We start from the raw sequence: 22,152 nt of genomic DNA, 5'->3' as shown, positions 1-22,152 counted from the left end.
CGTTGGAGACCGTTGCGTTGCACACCCGGCTGCGCGAGGGGCGCGAGGCCGACTACGACCGCGTCCACGCGTCCATTCCCGTGGAACTGGATGGGGCGTTGCGCGAGGCCGGGGTGCATTCGTGGCGGATCTGGCGTTCTGGGCGCGAGCTGTTCCACCTCGTCGAGGTCGATGACTACCGTGCGATGAGGCTGTTTCTCGCTGAGCACCCCGCCAACGTTCCGTGGCAGGCTCAGATGGCCGAACTGCTGGAGGTCGAGGACGACTACTCCGGCGCCGAACCCGATGTGCGACTCGTGTGGGAGCTGCCGTGAAGGTTGCTGTTTCTCGTCTGGGCTTCGGCGGCGCGCCGATCGGCAACCTCTACCGGGAGATTCCGGACGAGGAGGCCCTGGGCGCGGTGGAGGCGGCCTGGCAGTCCGGTGTCCGGTACTTCGACACCGCGCCGCACTACGGGCTCGGGCTGTCGGAACGGCGGCTCGGCCTCGGGCTGGCCGGGCGGCCGCGCGACGAGTACGTGATCTCCACGAAGATCGGGCGGGTGCTGGAGCCGTTCGACGGTTCTGGGCTGGATGACGAGGGTTTCGCGGTGCCGCGGACGTTCCGGCGGATTCGGGACTACTCGGCCGACGGGGTGAAGCGGTCTCTGGAGTCCTCTTTGGAGCGTCTCGGGACCGACCGGGTGGAGATCGTCTACATCCACGATCCCGACGACTACTGGGACGTGGCTTTCGGCGAGGCCTATCCGGCGCTGGAAGAGCTGCGGTCGCAAGGGGTCGTGGGCGCCATCGGCGTCGGCATGAACCAGTGGGAGATGCCGGAGCGGTTCGTCCGCGAGACCGACATCGACGTGGTGATGCTGGCCGGGCGGTACTCGCTGCTGGAGCAGCCCGCGCTGCCGTCGTTCCTGCCCGCGTGCGTCGAGCGCGGTGTTTCGGTGGTGGCGTGCGGGGTGTTCAACTCCGGGCTGCTGTCGAAGCCCGTGGTGGCTGAGGACGCGAAGTACAACTACGAAGAGGCGCCTGCTGAGCTGGTTGCGCGGGCTCGGGCGATCGCTTCCGTCTGCGAGCGGCACGGGGTGACGTTGCCCGAGGTGGCGATCCAGTTCGCGCTCGGTCATCCCGCTGTGGTGTCGGTCGTGATCGGGTCTCGCAACGCCTCGCAGATGACCTCGAACGCGGCGTACTTCTCGGCTTCGATTCCCGCCGGGCTGTGGGAGGAGCTGAAGTCGTTGGGACTGCTGGGTGCGGAGGTTCCGACGCCGTGATCGTCGACGCTCACCACCACCTGTGGGATCTCTCGGTGCGGGACCAGGACTGGATCACCGATCCGCCGATGGGCGTGATCCGGCGGTCGTTCCTGGAGCCCGACTTCGTCGCCGCCGCACCGGACGTGTCGACGTCCGTGCTGGTGCAGACCGTGTGCGTGCCGGAGGAGACGCCGGAGTTCCTGGCCGTGGCGGCTTCTTCGGACATCGTCGGCGCGGTGGTGGGCTGGACCGATCTGACCTCTGCGGCCGTCGGTGACGCGCTGACCGAGTTGGTGGACGGGCCTGATGGCTCGTGGCTGCGCGGGATCCGGCACCAGGTGCAGGGCGAGCCGGACCCGGAGTGGTTGTGCCGCAAGGACGTGTGGCACGGGCTTGCGCAGGTGGGGGCGCACGAGCTGGTCTACGAACTGCTGACGTTGCCGCACCAGATGCCGGCCGCACGACGGACCGTGGCGGCGTTGCCGCAGGTCCGGTTCGTGGTGGACCACTGCTCGAAGCCCGCGATCGGCACGGATCCGGGGGAGTGGGCCGAGCTGGTGCGCTCCCTGGCGGCGCACGAGAACGTGACGTGCAAGCTGTCCGGCCTGGTCACCGAGGCCGACTGGAAGGCGTGGAGCGTCGCGGACCTGCGGCCGTACTTCGAGGTCGTGCTGGACGCGTTCGGGCCCGAGCGGCTGATGTTCGGCTCGGACTGGCCGGTGTGCCTGCTGGCGGCGACCTACGACGAGTGGCTGGACGCAGCTCGGGAGTTGACCGCTGAACTGTCGCCCGGCGAGCAGGCCTCGATCTTCGAGGGCACTGCTCGCCGGGTCTACGCCCTTTAGAAGAGGGCCTTCAGCTCGTTGATCAGCTTCGGCGTGGCCTCGGCGAGCGGTTCGCGGACCGGGCCTGCCGGGAGTCCGAGCAGGTTGAGCGCGGCCTTGACGGCGACGGCACCGGGCTCGCGGGTCATGATCGCGGTGATCACCGGCAGCAACGCCTGGTGGCGGCGCAGGGCTTCCTTGTTGTCGCCCTCGTCGTAGGCGTCGAGCATCGCCTTGATCTCGTTGCCGACGACGTGGCCGACGGTGCTGACCGTGCCGACGCCGCCGATCGAGTACAGCGGCAGGATCAGCTCGTCGTTGCCGGAGTAGAAGTCGAGGCCGGTCTCGGCGATCACGCGGGCCGTGGCGAGCAGGTCGACCTTGCAGTCCTTCACGCCGACGATCCGCGGGTGCTCGGAGAGCCGGAGCAGCGTCTCGGTCTCGATCGCGGTGCCGGTGCGGCCGGGGATGTCGTAGAGCAGCGCCGGGACGCCGGACGCGTCGGCGACCGCGCGGAAGTGGTTCTCGACGCCTTCCTGCGTGGGCTTGCTGTAGTACGGCGTCACGACCAGCAGGCCGTCCGCGCCGTTCTCCTCGGCACTGCGGGAGAGTTCGATGGTGTGGCGCGTGGAGTTGGTGCCGACGCCAGCGAGGATCTGCGTCCGGTCGCCGACGGCCTCCTTCACGGCCCTGATGATCTGCGCCTTCTCGGCGTCGGTGGTGGTGGGGGCCTCGCCGGTCGTGCCGTTGACGACCAGCCCGTCCGCCCCGCCCTTGTCGACGAGGTGCGCCGCCAGCTCCTGCGCACCCTTGAGGTCCAGGTCACCGTCGGGGGTGAACGGGGTGACCATCGCTACGAGCACTCGTCCGAACATGACTCCAGCGTGGCTCTAGTCTTCGCAAAGTTCCAGTTAGAAGTTCTGCTCGGAACGTTAAGCTGAGCTTTGTGTTGGATGTGCGAAGGCTCCGCTTGCTCCACGCTCTGTCGGTCCACGGCACGGTCACGGCCGCCGCGGAGGCCCTCCACGTGACCTCGCCCGCCGTGTCCCAGCAACTCGCCGCGCTGGAACGCGAGGCCGGCGTCGCGCTGGTCGAACGGGACGGGCGGCGGCTCGCGCTGACCCGCGCCGGGCACGTGCTGGCGGCCCACACCCAGCTCGTTCTGGATCAGCTCGCCGCTGCCGAGGCGGACTTGGCCTCGTTGCGCACGTCCGTGTCCGGGGTGGTGCGTGTCGGGGCGTTCGTGTCCGTCGCTGCCTTGCTGCCGCGCGTGATCCAGGTGCTGCGGTCGGCGCACGGGTCCGATGTGGAGCTTTTCGTGCACGAGATGGAACCGGAGGCGTCGCTGCCCGCGTTGCGGCGCGGAGACATCGACATCGCGGTGATCCACTCGTACAACATCATGCCGCGGTCCCTGCCCACGTCCACCGAGTCGCACGAGCTGTTCGTGGAGCCCGTGAACGTGGCGCTGCCGTTGAGCGATCCGTTGGTGCAGCAGGATTCCGTGGACCTCGCCGTGCTGGCCGACCGGCCGTGGATCATGCCGCGCACCGACGCGTCCTGTCACGAGCTGACGCAACGAGCCTGCGGTGCAGCCGGGTTCGTGCCGCGGGCGCAGGCCTACTGCGACGACTTCGGGGTGATGTGCGGGCTGGTCGAAGCCGGTCTGGGGGTGGCGCTGGTGCCGTCCGTGGCACGACGGCCCGGGGTGGCGTTGCGGCCGTTGAAGCAGGAGGTGTTCCGGACCGTGTCCGCCGTGGTGCGGAGCAGGGCCGATGGGCAGCCCGCGGTGCGTGCGGTGCTGGAGCAGCTACGCCAGGTCTGACAACCACTGCTCGACGCCGGCCACGTGCACCGTGGACCAGCTGCGTGCGAGTTCTGGCTGGTGAGCGGCCAGCGCGTCGACGATGGCGCGGTGTTCGGCGACCGTGCGGTCGACGGCGTTCGACTGGGTGATGCCGCGCCAGATGCGGACGCGGACCGTCGGGCCTGCCAGCGTGTCGAGCAGCTGGGCCAGGTAGGCGTTGCCGGAGCAGTGGGCGATGGCGCGGTGGAAGTCGAGGTCGTGCTCGACCAGTTCCTCCACGGACTTGGCGCCTTCGGCCGCGTCGCAGAGGGCGCGGAGCTTGACGACCTCGTCCGGGTCGATGCGCTGGGCGGCCATCGCGGCGGCCGCGGGCTCGAGAATGCGCCGAACCTGAAGAACTTCCAGGACCGAATCTTCGCCCCGGTGCAGATCGAGCACGAACGAGAGCGCGCCGAGCAGGTCGTCCGCGCGGAGTGAAGAGACGTACGTGCCGTCGCCCTGACGGACGTCCAACACCCGGACGAGTGACAGCGCCTTGACGGCCTCGCGCAGCGAGTTGCGCGACAGACCGAGACGTTCTGCCAGGTCAGCCTCACGCGGGAGCCGATCGCCGGGCTTCAGCTCGCCCGAAACGATCATCTCCTTGACGCGCAGGATCGCATCGTCAGTGACTGCCACGGCACCCTCAACTCGTCGTAGACCTCGGATGTCTGGGGACCAGTATGCGCCACAGATGGTCATCTTCGGCGCATCCCGGCATTTCCGGCGGTCATTAACCAGGTCTTATGTAAGATGGTTATCTCTTAACGACACGTGACGGGAACCCCTGTTGTCGCCATAATGGTCTGGACCATTCAAGGAGGGATCTTGGACGCCGTTGTCGCAGCACCGCGCGCATTGCTCGGTCGCACGATCGTCGGTCCTGCCTCGGTGCGGATCAGGGACGGCCGCATCGTCGAGGTGACCACCGGTGAAGCACCACCCGGCGCGGAGGTCCTGTCCGACGGCCTGCTGACACCGGGCCTGGTCGACGTGCAGGTGAACGGCGCCGTCGGCGTCGACTTCGCCGAGGTGGACGCCGCCGGAATGCGTTCCGTGGCCGAAGCTCTGCCGTCCACCGGTGTGACCCGGTTCTTGCCCACGTTGATCACCGCACCGGTCGACGTGGTCCTGAGGCAGGCTCGTGCCGTTCTGGCCGCTTCGGCGGCGTTGCCGGACGGGGTCGGGGCCAGGCCGCTCGGCGTGCACCTGGAAGGGCCGTTTCTGTCGCCGAAACGGGCCGGGGTGCACGACCCGTCGTTCATGGTCGAGCCTGGGCCCGCCCAGATCTCGGCGCTTCTGGACGACGAACTGATTCGCCGTGCGTTGCGCATGGTGACCATGGCGCCGGAACAGCCAGGAGGTCTCGAGGCCGTTCGCCGGCTCGCCGAGGCCGGGGTTCTGGTCGCGGTGGGCCATTCGGACGCCACCGGTGAGCAGACCAGGGCCGCCGCCGACGCGGGTGCCCGCATGGTGACGCACCTGTTCAACGCCCAGCGCCCGCTCGGACACCGCGAACCCGGTGTGCCCGGCGTGGCCCTGGTCGACGAACGCTTCACCCTCGGGCTCATCGCGGACCTCGCCCACGTGGGCCCGGACGTGTGCCGGCTCGTGTTCAACGCCGCCGGGGCACGAGTCGCGCTGGTCACGGACGCCGTCGCCGCCGCGGGGATGCCGCCCGGCCGCTACCACCTCGGTGGCGCGGACGTGCTGCTCACCGAGGACGGCGTGCCGCGTTCGCCGGAAGGCACGATCGCGGGTTCGGCGCTCACGCTGGACCGCGCCGTCCGCAACATCGTCTCCGTGGGAGTGCCGGTCGCCGACGCTCTCGCCTCGGCGACGATCGTGCCGGCCGAGGTGATCGGCGAGTCCGGTCTCGGCCGTCTCGCACCGGGTGCCGTCGCGGACCTGGTGTGGTGGGACGACAACCTCCGGCCGAAGAAGGTCTGGGTCGACGGGCGGGTCGTGTTCGACGCCGCTGTGCCCGTCGCTCCCGTCGTCGCCGGGTACGCCACCGCAGGGCAGTAACACCAACGAAAAGGGCCCCCGCTCACCGTGAGCGGGGGCCCTTTTCGTTGGTGCCTAACGGGTGCGCGTGACCTTGTTCAGGCCGCGCGGGCTGTCCGGGTCGCCGCCGCGGGCGAGCGCGAGGCCGTAGGCCAGCCGCTGCACGGGCAGGATCTCCAGTACCGGAGCCACTTCCTCCGGCGTCTCCGGGATGGAGATGGACAGGGTCGCCCCCACCTTCTCCGAGGCGGAACCGACGGCCACGACGTCCGCGCCGCGCTGGTGCACCACGTCGAGGGCGTCGCGCAGCGAGTCGCCGCCCTTGCCCAGCGAGGTGATGGCCAGGACCGCGGTCTCGCCGTCGACGGCCGCGACCGGGCCGTGCAGGAGGTCGGCGCCGCTGTAGGCGCGAGCCGCCAGGTACGACGTCTCCGCCAGCTTCAGCGAGGCCTCCAGCGCCGTCGCGTAGGAGTAGCCGCGGCCGGTGGTGAGGACTCGTTCCACGAACCGGTAGCGGCGGACCGCCTCGTCGACGGTCGGGGCCGACTGGTCCAGCGTCACCTGCGCCAGTTCACCGAGGTTGGCCGCGGCCTCGCCGTTGCCGCCCCGGATGGCGTCGATCAGCAGGTACAGCGCGAGCAGCGTGGCCGAGTAGGTCTTCGTGGCCGCCACCGCGTGCTCCACGCCCGCCGAGACGTCCACCGAGAGCTCGGCGGCCGCGTTCAGGGGCGAGGAGGCGGTGTTCGTCACGGCCACGGTCAGGGCGCCGCGCCTGCGGTAGGAGGCGGTGACCTCCAGCAGGTCGGGGGAGCCGCCGGACTGGGAGACCGTGATCAGCAGGACGTCGCGGAGGTCCGGCTCGGCGCCGTACAGCGTCGTGGTCGACGCCGAGACCAGGCCCGCGGGGAGCTGGAGCAGGATCTCGGTCAGGTACTTCGCGTAGATCGCCGCGTGGTCGCTGGAACCGCGGGCCGCGAAGAGCACGAAGCGCGGTGCGCGTTCGCGGATCACGGCCGCCACCTCGGCGAACGTCGACCGGGCTGCGTGGAGGGACGAGAAGATCGACGGTTGCTCGGCGATCTCCGCTGCCATGTGCTGGCCTGGCGTGGTCATGTCGTGCCTTTCAGGATCAGCTCGGCCGCGGCTCGGAGGCTCACCCGAGAACCGCCGTGGGTGTCGATGCGGGCGACGCTGCCCAGGTCTGGACCAGGCACACCGGTTTCCACGTGCACCACGTCCTTGCCCAGATTAGTTAAGTTTGTTACCAGTTGTCGAGCGCCGGTGTGCCGGTGGGCATCTCGCGTCACGACCACAATCGTGCGGTCACCTGCGGTTTTCGCAACTTCGTCCGCCGAGATGTCGCGCGCGGCGATCACTTCGGCGTCCGGCAGCACCTCGCGCAGGTAGGGACCGAGGCCCCACGGCACGTCGCCGACCGCGATCGACGAGTCCACGACCAGGTCCACGACGACCGGGTTCGCACCGACCTCGACCCGGCCGCGCACCTCGACGGCGCGCCGGGCGGCGAGGAGACCGATCTCGGCGTCGTGGGCGTCGATGGTCGACGGGGGCTGACCCAGTGCCAGCGACCGGGCCGCGGCCTGGGCGAGGCGGTCCTCCGCCAGTTCGCCGTTCTTGACCGCCGCGACGATCGACTCGATCAGCCACTGGAGGTCGTCGTCGTCCAGGGCCATGCCGCCCAGGCACAACGAGTCCACGCCCGCGGCCAGAGCACGGACGGCGCCCACGGCGAGGTCGCCGCCGACCGCCTTCATGTCCAGGCCGTCGGTGATCACCGCGCCGGTGAACCCGAGTTCGGTGCGCAGCAGGTCGATGGCGTGCTTGTTCAGCGTCACCGGCGCCGGACCCCACTCGGGGATCACCAGGTGGCCGGTCATGATCGAGCGGACGCCCGCGCGCACGGCCGCCTGGAACGGCACGAGTTCGACGGCCCGCAGCTGTTCCTCGGTGCGGGGGAGCACCGGGAGCTGCTCGTGAGAGTCCTCAGTGGACGCTCCGTGGCCGGGGAAGTGCTTGGCACAGGCGGCAACGCCCACGGCCTGCAGTCCCTCGACCCACGCGGCGACGTGCCGCGCGGCGAGCACCGGGTCCGAGCCGAACGCGCGGACGCCGATGATCGGGTCGTCCAGCGTCAGCACCAGGTCCGCGGACGGCGCGAGGTTCAGCGAGATCCCGCACTTCGCCAGCCGCGAACCGATGGACGCGGCCACCGAACGCGTGAGGTCGACGTCGTCCGCCGCACCCAGCGCGTGGTTGCCCGGCACCTCGGAGCCGCGACCCGCGTCGAGACGCGTGACGTCGCCGCCCTCCTCGTCGATGCCGATCACCACGTCCGGGCGCACCGCACGCAGTTCGCCGCAGAGCGCGGTCACCTGGGCGTCGTCGACGACGTTGCGCCCGAAGAGCACAACGCCGCCGAGGCCGTCAGCGACCCGCCGCAGCAACCAGTCGGGGGCGGTCGTTCCGTGAAAACCGGGAAGCAGAACGGCAGCGGCCAACTGATCCACGCGTCATCCCTTCACTGCACCGGCGGTGACGCCGGCGACCATCTTGCGTTGCACGATCAGGAAGAACACCAGCGCGGGCACGGTGAACAGGACGGACGCGGCCATCGCGCCACCCCAGTCGGTGCCGAACGCGGTCTGGAAACCGGACAGCCACACCGGCAGCGTCTCGCTGTCCTGGCTGCGGATCAGCACCTTGGCGAACAGGAACTCGTTCCACGCGGTGATGAACGCGAACACCGACGTCGCGACGAGACCCGGTCCCAGCAAAGGCAGAGTCACCTTCTGGAACGCGCCCCAACGACCGCAGCCGTCGACCATCGCGGCCTCTTCGAGCTCCGCGGGGATGCCGTTGACGAACCCGCGCAACGTCCACGCGCAGAACGGCAGCGTCACCGCGAAGTACACGAGGACCAGCGACGAGAGGTGCTCGTAGAGCCCGAGGTCCCGCATCATCAGGAACATCGGGATCAGCAACGCCTCGAACGGCGCCATCTGCGCGACCAGCATCAGCAGCACGAAGCTCTTGCGGCCGCGGAACGCGAAGCGCGACATGGCGACCGCGGCGGTGATGCCGATGACGATCGCGGCGACGACCGCCGTCAGCGTCACCAGGAGGCTGTTGCCGAGCGAGGAAAGGAAACCCGGCTTGGTCCACGCCGTGACGAAGTTGGAGAACGTCACCGAGAACGGGACCAGGTCGTAGTCCGACGTGATCGTCGTGCCCTTCGGCTTCATCGCCGACGTGACCATCCAGTACGTCGGGAAGATGAAGAACAACGCGAGCACGAGACCCGTGACGTTCGCCGCAGACTTCTTGAGCATCAGATCTTGCCCTCCTCGGTCTGCAGCAGCTTGCGCAGGTACTGGAACGTGATCAGGCCGAGGATGACCATCATCAGCACGGAGATCGCGGCCGCGACGCCGAAGTGGCTCTTCGCGATGCCCTCCAGGTACTGCAACACCGGCAGCGTCGTGCTCTCACCGCTGGGACCGCCCTCGCGGAACACCCAGATCTGGGCGAAGACCTTGAAGTCCCACAACGTCGACAGGAACGTCACCATCATCAGCAGCGACCGGATCTCCGGCCACGTCACCGCGCGGAACGTCTGCCAGCCCGTGGCGCCGTCGATGCCCGCCGCCTCGTAGAGGTCACGAGGAATGCCGACGAGCCCTGCGTAGAGCGAGAAGGCGAGGAAGGGGATCGCCTGCCAGATGATCAGCAGGCCGACGACGGACAGCGTCGACGTTCCTGAGGAGAACCAGGAGTAGCCGGCGAACGAGTCGAAACCCAGCTGCACCAGCGTTTTGTTCAAAATGCCGTAGTTCTGGTCGAACATCCACTGGTAGACCGTGGTGGACGCCAGGATCGGCATGGCCCAGGCGCAGAGCATCGCGATCTGCAGGGCGATCCGCACCCACGGCGTCAGCACGCGCATCAGCAGCGCGATCCCGAGGCCCATGCCCACCGAGGCGCCGACGACGGCGACGGTGAACACGACGGTCCGCAGCGAGACGGTCCAGAACCGTTCGTCCTGGAGGACCGTCACGTAGTTGTCGATGCCCGTCCACACGATCTCACCGCGGACCAGCTCGCCGAGGTTCAGCTGGCGGAAGCTCGTCACGAAGACGGAGACGACCGGCCAGCCGATCAGCCAGAGGATCGCGATGAGAGCGGGAGCGAGCAGCAGGTAGGGCAGCGCCCGGTCGAAGGCACTGCCCCGGCGGCGGCGCTTGTGCGCCCCACCCGTCGCGGCAGGCGGCAGCGCCGGAGGGATGTCCCCTGCCGGCGCTGCCGTTTCGGTCGTTTTGACGGCCGTCATCTCAGCTTGGCTAGGCCATGGCCTTGGTGATGGCGTCGCTCGCGTCCTTCGTTGCCTGGTCCAGCGACTTGGCACCGGTGAGGTACGCGGTCAGCGCGTCCTTCAGCGGGTTCTGGCCCGCCTCGACGGCCGCCCACTTCGGCGTCACCGGGGTGACCTTGCCGTTGGGGGACGAGTCCGCCATGGCCTTGCCGATCGCGTTGCTGGCGAGCTTCGAGGTGTCCTTCGAGGTACCGGGGACAGCGCCGCCCGCGGCGAGCTGGTCCTGGTAGTTCTTGGAGGACAGCAGCGACAGGTACTTCTTCGCGGCCGCGGCGTTCTTGCTGGACGCCGGGATCGCGAGGTTCGAGCCGCCGAGGAACACCGGGGCAGCCGCACCGGCCTTCTTGGACGGGATCGGGAACGCCGAGGTCTTGTCCGCCAGGTCCGGCTTCGCCTTCACGGCGCCGCCGAGCTCCCACGGGAGGCCGACCATCATGCCCACGTTGCCCGTGCCGAAGACCTCCATCTGCTGGGGCTTCGCCTCGTCGATGTCAGCCGGGACCTTCTTGGTGGCCGACGCGTCGTAGAGGGCCTTGTAGGCCTCGAAGCCCGCCTTCGCCTGCGGCGTGTCGAGGGTGCCCGTCCACTTGCCGTTGTCGAGCTTGGCGATGTCGCCGCCCTCGTCCCAGATCAGCGACAGGAGGAAGTACCAGGACTGACCGGGCAGGTACAGCGCCTGGAAGTCCGGGTTGGACGCGTTCGCGGCCTTGAGCTTGTTGATCGCGTCGATCCACTCGGCACGCGACGTCGGCGGCTTCGCCACGCCGGCGGCCTGCAGCAGGTCGGTGCGGTAGATCACGGTGCGGTTCGCGGCGTAGAACGGAACGCCGTACTGCTTGCCGTTGAGCGTCAGGGAGTCCTTCAGACCGCCCAGCCACTCGCCACCGTTGAACTGACCGGCGTCCGCCGTCACGTCGGCCAGCGTGCCCTGGTCGGCGAAGCTCGCCGTCTGGGTGTTGCCGAGCTCGATGACGTCCGGCGGGGTGCTGCTGGCCAGCGCCGTGGTCAGCTTCTCCTGGATGCCGGTCCACTTCTGGACCTCGTACTTGACCTTGATCCCGTTCGCCTGCTCGAACTCCTTGTTCAAGGCGTCGGTCAGGGTCGTCGGCGCGGAGCCGTCCATGAGCCACACGGTGATCTCTTTGGTCTCCGTGGTGCTACCGCTGTTCGTGCTCGTGCCACAGCCTGACACGGCCACTGCCAGTGCGGCGGCACCGACAGCGAGTCCTCTCCAGCCCTTCACAGTTCGCGCCCTTTCACCAAGCCCGGCACTCGGCCGGAACGTCCAAGTGGTGTAGACCAATGCGGAACAGCGTGTGCTGCGTCACCGCGTCTGTCAAGCGCGTTGCCAAGACGTTGCGAAGTCATCGGACGAATTTCGGGGCGGATGTCGGGGGTTCGGACGCACGAATCGACACGGACAAGGCATCCTTGTGATGCTTGACATGGAGTGCGAGGAGGAGGCCATGCTGGAGACGACGCCTGCATCAGGCGTGGACGCCAGGACGCGGGCGCAACGCGAACCCAAGTACTGGGGTCTCAAGCGGCACCTGCTCGACCTGTTGAGGGCGTTGCCGCCCGGTTCGCCGATCCCCACGGAACGGTCGCTGGCCGCGGAGTTCGACGTTTCCAGGACGACCGTTCGCCAGGCTCTTGCCGAGCTGACGGTGGAAGGACGCCTGCTCCGTGTGCAGGGCAAGGGCACCTTTGCGGCGGAACCCAAAGTCGCCCAGAGGTTGCAGCTGTCTTCGTACACAGAGGACATGCGGGCCCAGGGCCGCGTGCCGTCGTCGAAGCTGATCGAGGCTTCGGAGATGCCGGCAGAGGCGGAGCTCGCCCGGTATCTGGGCGTGCGTCCGGGAGCGAAGGTCCTGCGTCTGCACCGCCTGCGGCTCGCCGACAACGAGCCGATGGCGATCGAGACGACGCACCTCGCGCTGGGCCGCTTCCGCGGGCTGCGCCGGTACCTGGCGCCGGGAGCGTCGCTGTACCAGGTGCTGTCCGAGCGGTTCGGTGTCGAGATGGGACACGCGGAGGAGACGATCGAGACCGCGCTCGCCTCGCCCGAAGAGGCAGAGCTGCTCGGCGCCGACATCGGCCTGCCGATGCTGCTGCTGTCACGGCACTCGTTCGACACCGAGGGCAATCCGATCGAGTGGGTCCGATCGGTCTACCGCGGTGACCGCTACAAGTTCGTCGCCACGCTGAACAGGCCGTCTTGATCGCCTGGGGCACGCCACGAGCCCGCTGGGTGTTGACGACGACGATCCTCGGCTCGGGCATGGCCATGCTCGACGGGACGATCGTCAACGTGGCGTTGCCCCGGATCGGGGCGGAGTTCAGCGCGTCGGTCACCGACCTGCAGTGGATCCTGAACGGGTACCTGCTCGCGCTGGCCTCGCTGATCCTGATCGCCGGGTCCCTCGGCGACAGGTTCGGACGGCGCCGGGTCTACGTGATCGGCGTGATCTGGTTCGGCGTGGCGTCGCTGCTGTGCGGTGCCGCGTGGAGCGTTCCGGTGCTGGTCGCGGCACGGGTGCTGCAGGGCGTGGGCGCGGCGTTGCTGACGCCGGGTGCGCTGGCGATCCTGCAGTCGTCGTTCAACCGGGAGGACCGCTCCCGCGCGATCGGCGCCTGGTCAGGGCTGTCCGGTGTGGCGACCGCCGTCGGGCCGCTCGTCGGCGGACTGCTGGTCCAGGCCTGGTCGTGGCGGCTCGCGTTCCTGGTGAACCTGCCGGTGGCCGCGCTCTGCGTGTTCCTCGCGCTGCGGTTCGTGCCGGAGTCGCGCGACGAGTCGGCCGGGCACCCGAACTACCTGTCCGCGCTGGTCGGCGCGGTCGGGCTGGCATTGCTGACGGGCGGGCTCGTCGAGCAGTCGTACGTGCTGGCGGCCGCCGGGCTGGCCGCGATGATCGCGTTCGGGCTCGTCCAGAAGCGGTCCGCGGACCCGTTGGTGCCGCCGGAGCTGTTCCGCGACCGGACGTTCCTGGTCTCGAACGTCGTGACGTTCCTGGTCTACGCGGCGCTCGGCGGCGTGATGGTGCTGCTCGTGCTGCAACTGCAGATCTCGCTCGGATATTCGCCGACTGCGTCCGGACTGGCCAGCGTGCCGCTCACGATCATCATGCTGCTGGCGTCCTCGACGTCGGGGAAGCTCGCCCAGCGCTACGGCCCGCGCGTGCAGTTGATCGCCGGCCCGATCCTGGTCGGCCTCGGCATGTTGCTGCTGCGCAACGCCGTTCCCGGCGCCTCGTACCTCACCGGAGTGCTGCCTGGTGTGGTGCTGTTCGGCGTCGGCCTGGCGACCGTGGTCGCCCCGGTGACGGCGACCGTGCTGGCCTCGGCGCCCGATCACCACGCGGGTGTCGCGTCCGGCGTGAACAACGCCGTGGCCCGCACCGGCAGCCTGCTCGCGATGGCCGTGCTGCCCGCCGCGGTCGGTCTGATGGGCGAGGACTACACGAACCCCGTGGTCATGACCTCCGGGTTCCAGATGGCGTTGGTGCTGTGCGCGGGCGCGGCGATCATCGGCGGTCTGCTGGCGATCGGCGTGGACAACCGGGTGCTGGACGCTGCTCCTGAGCAGCACGAAGCCCCGCATCCCGGCGAGTGCCTGCACTGCGGCGTGGAGGGCCCGCCGACGCACATCCGGTCAGGTGGCGAGAAGGCGCACCAGTAGCGCGGGGTCGACGTTGCCGCCGGACACGATGGCGACGCCACCCCCGAGCTTGGCCTGGGCCGCCACCGCGACGGCACCGCTCGGCTCCGCGATCAGTCGCGCCCGGCGGGCCAGGTCGGTCACCGCTGTCAGGATCTCGTCCTCCGACACCGTGATCACGTCGTCCACGTACTTGCTGATGTGGGCCCAGGTGAGTTCCGAGGGCTCGTCCCTCAACGCGTCAGCGGCCGTCTGAGCCCGTTTCAGCGGGTCCCAGCGCACCAGTTCGCCCGTTTTGAGCGATTCCGCGATGTCGGCGGCCAGTTCGGGTTCCGCGCCGATCACCCGGACGTCCGGGCGCAGCGACTTGATCGCCGTCGCGACGCCGGAGATCAGCCCGCCGCCGGACATGGGCACCACGACGGCCTCGACGCCCGGCAGGTCGTCCAGGATCTCCAGGCCGATCGTGCCCTGACCGGCGATCACGTCGGGGTGGTCGAACGGCGGGATCAGCGCCGCGCCGCGTTCGGCGACCAGGGCCTCCGCGCGCTCGACGCGTTCGGTGATGCCGACGATGAAGACCTCGGCCCCCAACGCCTTCGTGGCCTCGATCTTCACCGCCGGGGTGTTGTCCGGCATCACGATCGCCGCCGGGACGCCGTGCAGCCGGGCCGCGAACGCCACGGCCTGCGCGTGGTTGCCGCTGGAGTACGCCACCACGCCGTTGGCGCGGTTCTCCAGGCGTGCCAACGCGTTCAGCGCGCCGCGGAGTTTGAACGCGCCGATCGGCTGCAGGTTCTCCGGCTTGATCCATCCAGGACCGAACGGCAACAACGGCGTGCGCACCACGTGCGGGGCGATCACCGCCGCCGCCGAACGGATTTCTGGGAGCGCGATCATCCGAGGATCGACGCGAGCAGGGTGGGCTCGATGTTGCCGCCGGAGACGATCGCGACGGCCGGACCGGCGGGCAGATCGCGGTTCAGGTACGCGGCGACGGCCACGGCACCGCTCGTCTCGGACACGACCCGCGTGCGACGGGCGATCTGCTTCACCGCGTCCCGGATCTCGTCCTCGGAGACCGTCACGACGTCGTCGACGTACTCGCGGATGTGCGCCCACGTCAGTTCGGAGGCCTCGGCGCGCAGACCGTCCGCGACGGTGCGGGCGCGGTCGTGCGCGTCCCAGCGGACCAGCTCGCCGGCGGCGAACGACGCGGCGGTGTCGCCGGCCAGTTCGGGCTCGACACCGATGACGCGGACGTTGGGGCGCAACGACTTCACCGCCGCCGCGACGCCGGAGATCAGTCCGCCGCCGCTCACCGGAACCAGGACCGTCGCCACGTCGGGAAGATCGGCGCAGATCTCCAGGCCGATCGTGCCCTGGCCGGCGATCACGTCGGGGTGGTCGAACGGCGGGATCAGCGTCGCCTTCCGCTCCTCCACGAGCTCGTAGGCGCGCGACTCGCGTTCGGTGATGCCGACGACGAACACCTCCGCGCCGTGCGCGAGCGTCGCGTCGATCTTGATCTGCGGGGTGTTGTTCGGCACGACGATCGCGGCCGGCATGCCCAGGATCTTGGCGGCGTAGGCGACCGCCTGCGCGTGGTTACCGCTCGAGTACGCCACGACACCGCGCGCCCGGTCCTCGGAAGGTATGCGGGACAACGCGTTCACCGCGCCGCGTTGCTTGAAGGCACCGATCGGCTGCAGCGACTCGGGCTTGATCCACAGGCCGGAGTCGAAGGGCAGCAACGGGGTGTGGACGACATGCGGGGCGATCGCGGCGGCGGCCGCGTGGACGTCTTCGAGAGTCACCAGGCGCATGACGTCGATGATGCACGTCACCGGGGCACAACCGGTGAACTGTGCCCAACGTCCTACGTGTGTCATGTCTGAGAAGGAGAAGATCACCCCCGTCAAGCTCATCGCGAGTGTGCTCGCCGCCGCCACAGCGGCCGTGCTGAGCCTTCGCCTCAACCTCGTCGGCACCATCGTCGGTGCGATTCTGGCGAGCCTCGTCACCACTCTGGGCGCTGTGTTCTACCAGCGGTCGATGGAACGCGAGAAGCGCTGGCAGGTGATCGCGGTCGGCGGCCTGCTGGTTTTCGCTGTGACCGTGCTCACCGCGACGAGCGTCCAGTTGGTCACCGGCAAGCCGGTCACCGCCGATCCGGGCAAACCGTCCACAAGCACCCACACCGAGACCCACACCGAGACGACGAAGACCGAAACGATCACCGTGACGCCGCCTCCGAGCACGTCCGGTCAGTCGTCGTCCGAGAGCACCACGACCACCGCGCCGACGACGACGTCGACAGATTCCCGACAGCCGACCGACAGCTCGACGCCTCCGTCGACCACCGACCCCATTCGGTGATCACGTCACTACTTTGAGCGACAGTTAACTGTCAAAGGCTACGCGCCGCAGTTGATCTGTCGTGAGCTGTGACACACTTCGTTCACGTTCGGGGCAGGGCGTCATAGCCAAGAGGCCCGCAACTTCACTCGAACGGGCGAAGGAATTCGGTCCGAAAGAGACCGGGAGGAGGCGCAATGAGGCTCGTGGCACGTCCGCTTGAGCCCGGCGCCTTCGGTGGAGGACTTGGCGCCTGCACCGGGTTTGAGAGGCAAGTTGGGATGGGAGGGGTGGGGCGACCCCTGCCGCCGCCCCACCACCCGTCCCCCTAGAGCCCCCGAGAGAGGTCCCTGCAACCGATCTCTCGGGTTCCCCTGCACCCGAAAGTGAGGGAGACGTCTGATGAACCGCACGAGTGCGGCCCGTGTAACCGGTGCCGTTGTTCTCGCCACCGGAGTCGTGACTGCTCTCAGCGTACCGGCGTTTGGCGCCCCTGCCGCACCGGTCGCCCCAACCGGTTCCGATACGGAGAGCTACTCGGCAGAGTTGCTCCAAGCGGTCCAGCGTGATTTGGGCCTGAACGCTGACCAGGCCCGCGTCCGATTGGCCTCTGACCAGAGGTCGAGCGAAATCGCGGAGCAGTCGAAGTCGTCTCTGGGCGACGCGTTCGGCGGAGCCTGGATCGACCAGGCGAGCGGCAGACTGACGGTCGGGGTGACCAAGTCGGGACTCTCCGTGACCGGCGCGGACACCCAGGTCGTCAAGAACTCGCTCGCCCAGCTCAACGGGACCAAGTCGGTTCTCGACCTCATGAGCGCCCCCGCGGCGATCACGAGCTGGCGGGTCGACGAGAAGTCGAACACCGTCGTCGTCGAGGTCAACAAGAACGTGCGCGACGCGGCCGCGGACAAGTGGATCGCGACCGCGAAGTCCGTCAGCGGTGCGGTTCAGGTCGCCGAGGTGACCGAGAGCCCGACCCCGCTGTACGACCTGCGCGGTGGTGAGGCCATCTACATGGGCGGCGGCCGCTGCTCACTCGGCTTCTCCGTGACCGGTGGCTACGTCACCGCCGGCCACTGCGGCACCACGGGCACTGCCGTGTCCGGCTCCAACCGCGTCGCACAGGGCACGTTCGCAGGCTCGGTGTTCCCCGGCAACGACTACGCCTGGGTGCGCACCAACGCGAACTGGACCCCGCGTCCGTGGGTGAACCGCAGCGGCTCCAACGTCGTCGTGAAGGGTTCCACGCAGGCGGCTGTCGGCTCGCAGATCTGCCGTTCCGGTTCCACGACCGGATGGCGCTGCGGCACCGTGCAGGCGTTCAACCAGACCGTGAACTACCCGCAGGGCCAGGTCCGGGGTCTCACCCGCACCAACGCCTGTGCCGAGGGTGGCGACTCGGGTGGTTCGTGGGTGGCGGGTTCCGGCTTCGGTCAGGCCCAGGGCGTGACCTCCGGTGGTTCGGGCAACTGCTCGTCCGGTGGAACCACGTACTTCCAGCCGGTGAACCCGATCCTGTCGCGCTACGGCCTGACCCTCACTCGGGGCTAGGCAACAGCTGAAAGGCGCCGTGGCACCCAGGTGTCACGGCGCTTTCGCGTTCTCAGACGAGCACGATCTTGCCGTGGGCGTGCCCGGTCTCGCTCAGCCTGTGCGCGTCGGCTGCGCGGTCCAGCGGGAAGACCTCGGCGATCGGAACGGTGAACGCGCCCTGCTCGGCGAGTTCCGCCGCGACGGCGAGACCGTGCAGCGCCTGGGGATCGGCACCGGGGCCGCCCGCTGTGTGCGTCAGCCGGATCCCGTGGTTGCCGGACAGGTCGGCGATCGTCACCACGCGATCCGGTGAGCCCGCGATCGAGATGAGGTCGGGCACCGTGCCCGCGCAGTGCAGGACGGCGTCGACCGCGCCCGCCCGGTCCGCCAGGCCTTCGCCGTAGACGACCGGCGTCGCGCCCAGCGAGGCGACGAAGTCCTGCGTCTGCGGCCCCGCGGTGCCGATGACCTTCACGCCCCGCGCGACCGCCAGCTGGATCGCCACCGTGCCGACGCCGCCCGCCGCGCCCGCGATCAGCAACGTCGTGCCGTCGCGCACCCCGAGCAGGTCCAGCGCCCTGGTGGCGGTCTCCACGTTGGCCGCCGCGCCGCCCGCCTGCTCCCAGCTCAGGGCCGCCGGCTTCGGTGCCCACGCGGCCAGCACCGCGAACTCGGCGTTGGCTCCGCCGAGCAGGGCCAGGTCGACCACGCCGAACACCTCGTCGCCCAGGTTCACGCCGGTCACCCCCTCGCCGACCTCGTCGACGACACCGGCCGCGTCCACGCCGGGCACGTGCGGCAACGGCAACCGCTCGCCGAACATCCCGGAGCGCAGGTAGGTGTCCCCGGGAGTGACTCCGGAGGCGCGCACGGCGATGCGGACCTGACCGGGACCCGCGTGCGGTTCGGCGACCTCGGCCACGTGCAGGAGGTCGGCGGGTCCGTACTGGGTGAACTGAAGTGCTCGCATGCCGGCGAAATTAGTGGAACAGGGCGTCCACTTAGCCGAAACTGAGACGGTGACGGTGGAACTGACTCAGAACCTGCGGGCGGACGCCCAGGACAACCGCGACCGGATCCTGGTCGTGGCGCGGGAGGCCTTCGCCTCGGAGGGCCTGGACGTGCCGATGCGCGAGATCGCCCGCCGGGCCGGGGTCGGTCCGGCGACCCTCTACCGCCGCTTCCCCACCAAGGAGGCGCTCCTGGTGGAGGCGTTCTCGGAGCGGCTGGCGGCCTGCACGGCCGCGGTCGACGAGGGCCTCGCGAACCAGGATCCCTGGCAGGGGTTCTGCCGGACCATCGAGCAGGTGTGCCTGCTGCACGTGCTCGACCGCGGATTTTCGGCGGCGTTCACGAGCGCCTACCCCAGGGCGATCGACTTCGCCTCGGTGCGCGAGACGTCGTTCCGCTCGCTCGCCGAACTCATCAGGCGGGCGAAGGCGACCGGGCGGCTGCGCGCCGACTTCTCGGTCGACGACGTGGTGCTGCTCCTGATGGCGAGCGGGGGCGTCCGCTCGGGGACGCCCGCGATCGCGCGGCGGCTGGCCACGCTGTTCCTCGAAGGGGCCGCTAGCTGAACTGCACGGACCGCTTCGACAGTCCGTACCAGAAGCCGTCGACGCTGGTGCGGGCCTTCTCGTCGCTCGCGGCGCCGAGCGCCACGAAGAGCGGTGCGAAGTGCTCAGTCCTCGGATGTGCGATCCCCGCCGCCGGCGCCTTCTGCTGGAAGTCGAGCAACGCGTCGACGTCGCCGTTCGCGAGCTGCTGGTGCGCCCAGTCGTCGAACTCCTTCGACCACGACGGCGGCTCGTAGTCCGGTCCGGCGGGGAAGTTCACGCAGCTCAGGTTGTGGGTCATGAACCCGCTGCCGACGATCAGGACGTTCTTGTCCCGCAGTGGCGCCAGCTTTTGGCCGATCTCGTGCAGCTCACGCGGGTCGAGCGTGGGCATCGACATCTGCAGCACCGGCACGTCGGCGTCCGGGAACATCTCCTTGAGCGGCACGTAGGCGCCGTGGTCGAGCCCGCGCGTCTCGTCCTGCTCGACGTGGCCGCCGAGGAGCTTGCGGACGTCGGCGGCGAGCTCCGGTGCGCCCGGCGCCTCGTACTTGACGTCGTAGTACCGCTGCGGGAAGCCCCAGAAGTCGTAGACCAGGGGCACGGTCGTGGTCGCGCCGATGGTCGTCGGCGCCTCCTCCCAGTGCGCGGAGACCATGAGCACGGCCTCCGGGCGCGGGAGGGTGGCGGACCAGTCCTTGAGCTCTCTGGTCCACGTCTCGTCGTCAGCCAGCGGGGGAGCCCCGTGGCTCAGGTACAGCACAGGTGCGCTCACGTCATCGAGAGTACGCCTGTTTGTTCAAATTTCAACTACTAAGTTCAGTTTTGAACGACTCGGCGGCCTTGCGGGGGTCTTCGGCGTCGGTGATGGCCCGGACGACGACCACTCGGGTGGCTCCCGCTTGGAGCACCTCGTGGAGGTTGGTGAGGTCGATGCCGCCGATGGCGAACCACGCGCGTTCGGACTTCGTGGCGCGGACCAGGTCGAGGCCCGGAGCCGGACGGCCCGGTTTGGTCGGCGTCGGCCAGCAGGGGCCGGTGCAGAAGTAGTCCACGCCGGGTTCCGTCGTCGCTGCGGTCATCTGGCCGACGTCGTGGGTGGAGCGGCCGATCACCACCTCGTCGCCGATGATCCGGCGGGCGAGCGGGACGGGCAGGTCGTCCTGGCCGAGGTGCAGGACATCTGCTCGTACGGCGTGGGCGATGTCCGCGCGGTCGTTCACGGCGAGGAGCCTGCCGTGGCGTTCGGTGGCCTCGGCGAGGATCTCGATCGCCTCGATCTCCTGCTTCGCCTCCAGTGACTTGTCCCGCAACTGGATGATGTCGACGCCGCCCGCGAGTGCCGCGTCCGCGAACTCGGCCAGATCAGGCCGGTTCGGCGTGCAGAGGTAGAGCGTCGCGTCGGCGAGTCGTTGCCTGATCAGGTTTCCGTCGAGTCCTGGCACGTACGCACGTTAACCGTTATGTTGAAGTCGGTCCGCACGGGAGCCTGGAGAACACCGGGCTGAGAGGGAGCGTGGTTCGCTCCGACCGTCGAACCTGATCCGGGTCATGCCGGCGCAGGGAGCGTGAATGCCTTGAGCAGTGTGGAAGTGGCCGTCCGAGGGGGCGGCGTCATCGGGCTGTCCGTGGCTCTCGCCGCGGCACGGGCCGGGTTCTCGGTCTCCGTGTTCGACGACGGGTCGCCGCATGCGGGTTCGCGGGTGGCGGGCGGGATGCTGGCGCCGTTGACGGAGGCCTGGCCGGGCGAGGAAGCCGTGGTGGCGCAGGGTGTTGAGGCCCTCGCGCTGTGGCCGTCGTTCGCTGCGTCCTTGGGTGTCGAGTTGTTCACCGCGGGGACTTTGGCGGTCGGTACGCAACCCGGTGACCTCGCTGATCTCCGGCACGCGGGGGAGTTGCTGACGTCGCGGGAGATCCGTGCTCTGGAACCTTCTCTCGGCCCGGCGGTGCGCGGTGGCGTGTACGCGTCCGGCGATCTCGCCGTCGACAACCGCGTGCTGCTTTCCGCACTGTGGAAGGCTTGTCTGGACGCCGGAGTCGTGTCCTCAGTGGAGGGACGGGTCACGGTGATCGCCGCCGGGGCGTGGAGCGGTGCACTGCATCCCGCGTTGAAGGACGTGATCCGGCCGGTCAAGGGCGAGATTTTGAGACTTGCCCATCGGCCCGGCGCGTTGCCGCCGCCTCGCCACACGATCCGCGCGCTGGTGTCCGGTCGTCCGGTGTACCTGGTGCCGCGCGACGACGGTCTGGTCGTCGGCGCGACCCAGTACGAGGCGGGCTTCGACACCGACGTGACCGTCGCGGGCGTGCGGGACCTGTTGCGGGACGCGGAAACCGTGCTACCGGGCATCGCCGAGTACGCGCTGACCGAGGCTGCCGTCGGGTTCCGCGCGGGCAGCCCCGACAACGTCCCGATCGTCCGCTGGCTGGAGCCGGGCGTGATCGCGGCGACCGGCCACCACCGCAACGGCCTGCTGCTGGCCCCGCACACCGCTCAGGTCGTCGTCGACCTGCTCCAGGGAGGAAGTTCGTGAAGGCACAGGTGAACGGGACCTCCCGCGACTTGGCCGAGGGCACGTCGGTGGCCGCGGTCGTGACGCTGGTGGGCGCACCCGAGAAGGGCGTGGCCGTGGCGCTCGACGGCGCCGTGGTGCCGAGGGCGTTGTGGGACAGGACGATCGTGCCGGACGGCGGCGTGGTCGAGGTGCTGACCGCGGTCCAGGGAGGCTGA

24 protein-coding genes and 1 riboswitch are annotated in these 22,152 nt (G+C 69.3%); of the genes, 12 read left to right on the top strand and 12 right to left on the bottom strand.

All coding sequences use genetic code 11. The features are described from left to right. Window positions 1-2 precede the first annotated feature (2 nt). The 3 genes from ACH413_RS14385 to ACH413_RS14375 are packed head-to-tail and all read left to right on the top strand — an operon-like array spanning window position 3 to window position 2,094. On the top strand, window positions 3-314 hold the full coding sequence (locus ACH413_RS14385; protein ID WP_360048624.1) for an L-rhamnose mutarotase: 312 nt from the start codon (window positions 3-5) through the stop codon (window positions 312-314). Beyond that, complete coding sequence (locus ACH413_RS14380; RefSeq protein WP_360048622.1) at window positions 311-1,267, top strand: aldo/keto reductase; 957 nt, start codon at window positions 311-313, stop codon at window positions 1,265-1,267. Before ACH413_RS14385 ends, ACH413_RS14380 begins: the two co-directional genes overlap by 4 nt. Next, window positions 1,264-2,094 carry an amidohydrolase family protein gene (locus ACH413_RS14375; RefSeq protein WP_360048621.1) on the top strand — a complete coding sequence of 277 codons (831 nt, stop codon included), beginning with the start codon at window positions 1,264-1,266 and terminating at the stop codon, window positions 2,092-2,094. The genes ACH413_RS14380 and ACH413_RS14375 overlap by 4 nt, the downstream gene beginning before the upstream one ends. On the opposite strand, the gene dapA is transcribed toward ACH413_RS14375, so the two are convergent. After that, window positions 2,091-2,948 (bottom strand): 4-hydroxy-tetrahydrodipicolinate synthase, encoded by an 858-nt coding sequence (gene dapA / locus ACH413_RS14370; protein WP_360048619.1) that lies wholly within the window; start codon window positions 2,946-2,948, stop codon window positions 2,091-2,093. The genes ACH413_RS14375 and dapA overlap by 4 nt on opposite strands. A gap of 95 nt (window positions 2,949-3,043) precedes the next feature. Here dapA and ACH413_RS14365 point away from each other — a divergent pair, with 95 nt between their 5' ends. Beyond that, window positions 3,044-3,898 carry a LysR substrate-binding domain-containing protein gene (locus ACH413_RS14365; protein ID WP_360048618.1) on the top strand — a complete coding sequence of 285 codons (855 nt, stop codon included), beginning with the start codon at window positions 3,044-3,046 and terminating at the stop codon, window positions 3,896-3,898. On the opposite strand, the gene ACH413_RS14360 is transcribed toward ACH413_RS14365, so the two are convergent. Then, window positions 3,884-4,558, bottom strand: coding sequence for a FadR/GntR family transcriptional regulator (locus tag ACH413_RS14360; RefSeq protein WP_319975898.1), 675 nt, complete (start codon window positions 4,556-4,558; stop codon window positions 3,884-3,886). The two genes, ACH413_RS14365 and ACH413_RS14360, sit on opposite strands and share 15 nt — an antisense overlap. A gap of 189 nt (window positions 4,559-4,747) precedes the next feature. On the opposite strand from ACH413_RS14360, the gene nagA reads away from it, so the two are divergent. After that, entirely contained in the window at window positions 4,748-5,947 is a 1,200-nt protein-coding gene (nagA, locus tag ACH413_RS14355; protein WP_360048616.1) for an N-acetylglucosamine-6-phosphate deacetylase, read from the top strand. 54 nt (window positions 5,948-6,001) lie between these two features. On the opposite strand, the gene ACH413_RS14350 is transcribed toward nagA, so the two are convergent. Genes ACH413_RS14350 through ACH413_RS14330 form a run of 5 tightly spaced genes read right to left on the bottom strand, consistent with a single transcriptional unit; the run spans window position 6,002 to window position 11,559 of the window. Further along, the gene (locus ACH413_RS14350; RefSeq protein WP_360048615.1) at window positions 6,002-7,039 is read right to left on the bottom strand and encodes an SIS domain-containing protein; all 1,038 of its coding nucleotides are present in this window, start codon (window positions 7,037-7,039) and stop codon (window positions 6,002-6,004) included. Continuing rightward, window positions 7,036-8,454: a glycoside hydrolase family 3 N-terminal domain-containing protein gene (locus ACH413_RS14345; protein ID WP_360048613.1), complete on the bottom strand. Its 1,419-nt coding sequence runs from the start codon at window positions 8,452-8,454 to the stop codon at window positions 7,036-7,038. Before ACH413_RS14345 ends, ACH413_RS14350 begins: the two co-directional genes overlap by 4 nt. A 3-nt stretch (window positions 8,455-8,457) precedes the next feature. After that, window positions 8,458-9,276 carry a carbohydrate ABC transporter permease gene (locus ACH413_RS14340; RefSeq protein WP_360048611.1) on the bottom strand — a complete coding sequence of 273 codons (819 nt, stop codon included), beginning with the start codon at window positions 9,274-9,276 and terminating at the stop codon, window positions 8,458-8,460. Continuing rightward, window positions 9,276-10,274 (bottom strand): sugar ABC transporter permease, encoded by a 999-nt coding sequence (locus ACH413_RS14335; protein WP_360048609.1) that lies wholly within the window; start codon window positions 10,272-10,274, stop codon window positions 9,276-9,278. The genes ACH413_RS14340 and ACH413_RS14335 overlap by 1 nt, the downstream gene beginning before the upstream one ends. A 10-nt stretch (window positions 10,275-10,284) precedes the next feature. Next, window positions 10,285-11,559 (bottom strand): extracellular solute-binding protein, encoded by a 1,275-nt coding sequence (locus tag ACH413_RS14330; protein ID WP_360048607.1) that lies wholly within the window; start codon window positions 11,557-11,559, stop codon window positions 10,285-10,287. A 223-nt stretch (window positions 11,560-11,782) separates the two neighbouring features. On the opposite strand from ACH413_RS14330, the gene ACH413_RS14325 reads away from it, so the two are divergent. Both ACH413_RS14325 and ACH413_RS14320 read left to right on the top strand, forming a co-directional pair. Further along, entirely contained in the window at window positions 11,783-12,538 is a 756-nt protein-coding gene (locus tag ACH413_RS14325) for a GntR family transcriptional regulator (RefSeq protein ID WP_030480591.1), read from the top strand. Then, window positions 12,535-13,995, top strand: a complete 1,461-nt coding sequence (locus ACH413_RS14320) for an MFS transporter (RefSeq protein WP_360048606.1) — start codon at window positions 12,535-12,537, stop codon at window positions 13,993-13,995. The genes ACH413_RS14325 and ACH413_RS14320 overlap by 4 nt, the downstream gene beginning before the upstream one ends. Here ACH413_RS14320 and ACH413_RS14315 read toward each other — a convergent pair. Next, window positions 13,969-14,874, bottom strand: coding sequence for a threonine/serine dehydratase (locus ACH413_RS14315; RefSeq protein WP_360048604.1), 906 nt, complete (start codon window positions 14,872-14,874; stop codon window positions 13,969-13,971). The two genes, ACH413_RS14320 and ACH413_RS14315, sit on opposite strands and share 27 nt — an antisense overlap. Beyond that, window positions 14,871-15,800, bottom strand: a complete 930-nt coding sequence (locus ACH413_RS14310; protein WP_360048603.1) for a threonine/serine dehydratase — start codon at window positions 15,798-15,800, stop codon at window positions 14,871-14,873. Before ACH413_RS14310 ends, ACH413_RS14315 begins: the two co-directional genes overlap by 4 nt. A gap of 64 nt (window positions 15,801-15,864) precedes the next feature. Between ACH413_RS14310 and ACH413_RS14305 the strand changes: the two genes are divergently transcribed. Further along, the gene (locus tag ACH413_RS14305; RefSeq protein ID WP_360048602.1) at window positions 15,865-16,353 is read left to right on the top strand and encodes a hypothetical protein; all 489 of its coding nucleotides are present in this window, start codon (window positions 15,865-15,867) and stop codon (window positions 16,351-16,353) included. A 693-nt stretch (window positions 16,354-17,046) separates the two neighbouring features. Beyond that, window positions 17,047-17,883, top strand: coding sequence for a S1 family peptidase (locus ACH413_RS14300; protein WP_360048601.1), 837 nt, complete (start codon window positions 17,047-17,049; stop codon window positions 17,881-17,883). 52 nt (window positions 17,884-17,935) lie between these two features. On the opposite strand, the gene ACH413_RS14295 is transcribed toward ACH413_RS14300, so the two are convergent. Further along, window positions 17,936-18,835 carry an NADP-dependent oxidoreductase gene (locus ACH413_RS14295; RefSeq protein ID WP_360048599.1) on the bottom strand — a complete coding sequence of 300 codons (900 nt, stop codon included), beginning with the start codon at window positions 18,833-18,835 and terminating at the stop codon, window positions 17,936-17,938. Window positions 18,836-18,884: 49 nt separating this feature from the next. On the opposite strand from ACH413_RS14295, the gene ACH413_RS14290 reads away from it, so the two are divergent. Continuing rightward, a complete protein-coding gene (locus ACH413_RS14290) occupies window positions 18,885-19,442 on the top strand; it encodes a helix-turn-helix domain-containing protein (protein ID WP_360048597.1) in 558 nt (185 codons plus the stop codon). Here the strand turns inward: ACH413_RS14290 and ACH413_RS14285 are convergent. Then, on the bottom strand, window positions 19,435-20,196 hold the full coding sequence (locus ACH413_RS14285; protein WP_360048595.1) for a class III extradiol ring-cleavage dioxygenase: 762 nt from the start codon (window positions 20,194-20,196) through the stop codon (window positions 19,435-19,437). The genes ACH413_RS14290 and ACH413_RS14285 overlap by 8 nt on opposite strands. A gap of 31 nt (window positions 20,197-20,227) precedes the next feature. Next, complete coding sequence (gene thiE / locus ACH413_RS14280) at window positions 20,228-20,866, bottom strand: thiamine phosphate synthase (RefSeq protein ID WP_360048593.1); 639 nt, start codon at window positions 20,864-20,866, stop codon at window positions 20,228-20,230. A gap of 26 nt (window positions 20,867-20,892) precedes the next feature. Next, window positions 20,893-21,004: riboswitch (TPP riboswitch) on the top strand. On the opposite strand from thiE, the gene ACH413_RS14275 reads away from it, so the two are divergent. Both ACH413_RS14275 and thiS read left to right on the top strand, forming a co-directional pair. Next, entirely contained in the window at window positions 20,999-21,955 is a 957-nt protein-coding gene (locus ACH413_RS14275) for an FAD-dependent oxidoreductase (RefSeq protein WP_396424980.1), read from the top strand. (Overlaps the previous riboswitch by 6 nt.) After that, window positions 21,952-22,152, top strand: coding sequence for a sulfur carrier protein ThiS (thiS, locus tag ACH413_RS14270; protein WP_030480600.1), 201 nt, complete (start codon window positions 21,952-21,954; stop codon window positions 22,150-22,152). The genes ACH413_RS14275 and thiS overlap by 4 nt, the downstream gene beginning before the upstream one ends.

It is taken from the genome of Lentzea sp. NPDC020367 (genome assembly GCF_044387305.1).
GTDB lineage: Bacteria > Actinomycetota > Actinomycetes > Mycobacteriales > Pseudonocardiaceae > Lentzea.
Note: the sequence above shows the minus strand (reverse complement) of the source record. Positions and strands in the feature narration are given on the sequence as shown.

Excerpts from the sequence above, each read along its gene's own strand:
- ACH413_RS14305 (WP_360048602.1), top strand. The coding sequence starts at position 15,865 with ATGTCTGAGAAGGAGAAGATCACCCCCGTCAAGCTCATCGCGAGTGTG.
- ACH413_RS14325 (WP_030480591.1), top strand. The coding sequence starts at position 11,783 with ATGCTGGAGACGACGCCTGCATCAGGCGTGGACGCCAGGACGCGGGCG.
- dapA (WP_360048619.1), bottom strand. The coding sequence starts at position 2,948 with ATGTTCGGACGAGTGCTCGTAGCGATGGTCACCCCGTTCACCCCCGAC.
- ACH413_RS14335 (WP_360048609.1), bottom strand. The coding sequence starts at position 10,274 with ATGACGGCCGTCAAAACGACCGAAACGGCAGCGCCGGCAGGGGACATC.
- ACH413_RS14350 (WP_360048615.1), bottom strand. The coding sequence starts at position 7,039 with ATGACCACGCCAGGCCAGCACATGGCAGCGGAGATCGCCGAGCAACCG.
- ACH413_RS14295 (WP_360048599.1), bottom strand. The coding sequence starts at position 18,835 with ATGCGAGCACTTCAGTTCACCCAGTACGGACCCGCCGACCTCCTGCAC.
- ACH413_RS14315 (WP_360048604.1), bottom strand. The coding sequence starts at position 14,874 with ATGATCGCGCTCCCAGAAATCCGTTCGGCGGCGGCGGTGATCGCCCCG.
- ACH413_RS14310 (WP_360048603.1), bottom strand. The coding sequence starts at position 15,800 with ATGCGCCTGGTGACTCTCGAAGACGTCCACGCGGCCGCCGCCGCGATC.
- ACH413_RS14340 (WP_360048611.1), bottom strand. The coding sequence starts at position 9,276 with ATGCTCAAGAAGTCTGCGGCGAACGTCACGGGTCTCGTGCTCGCGTTG.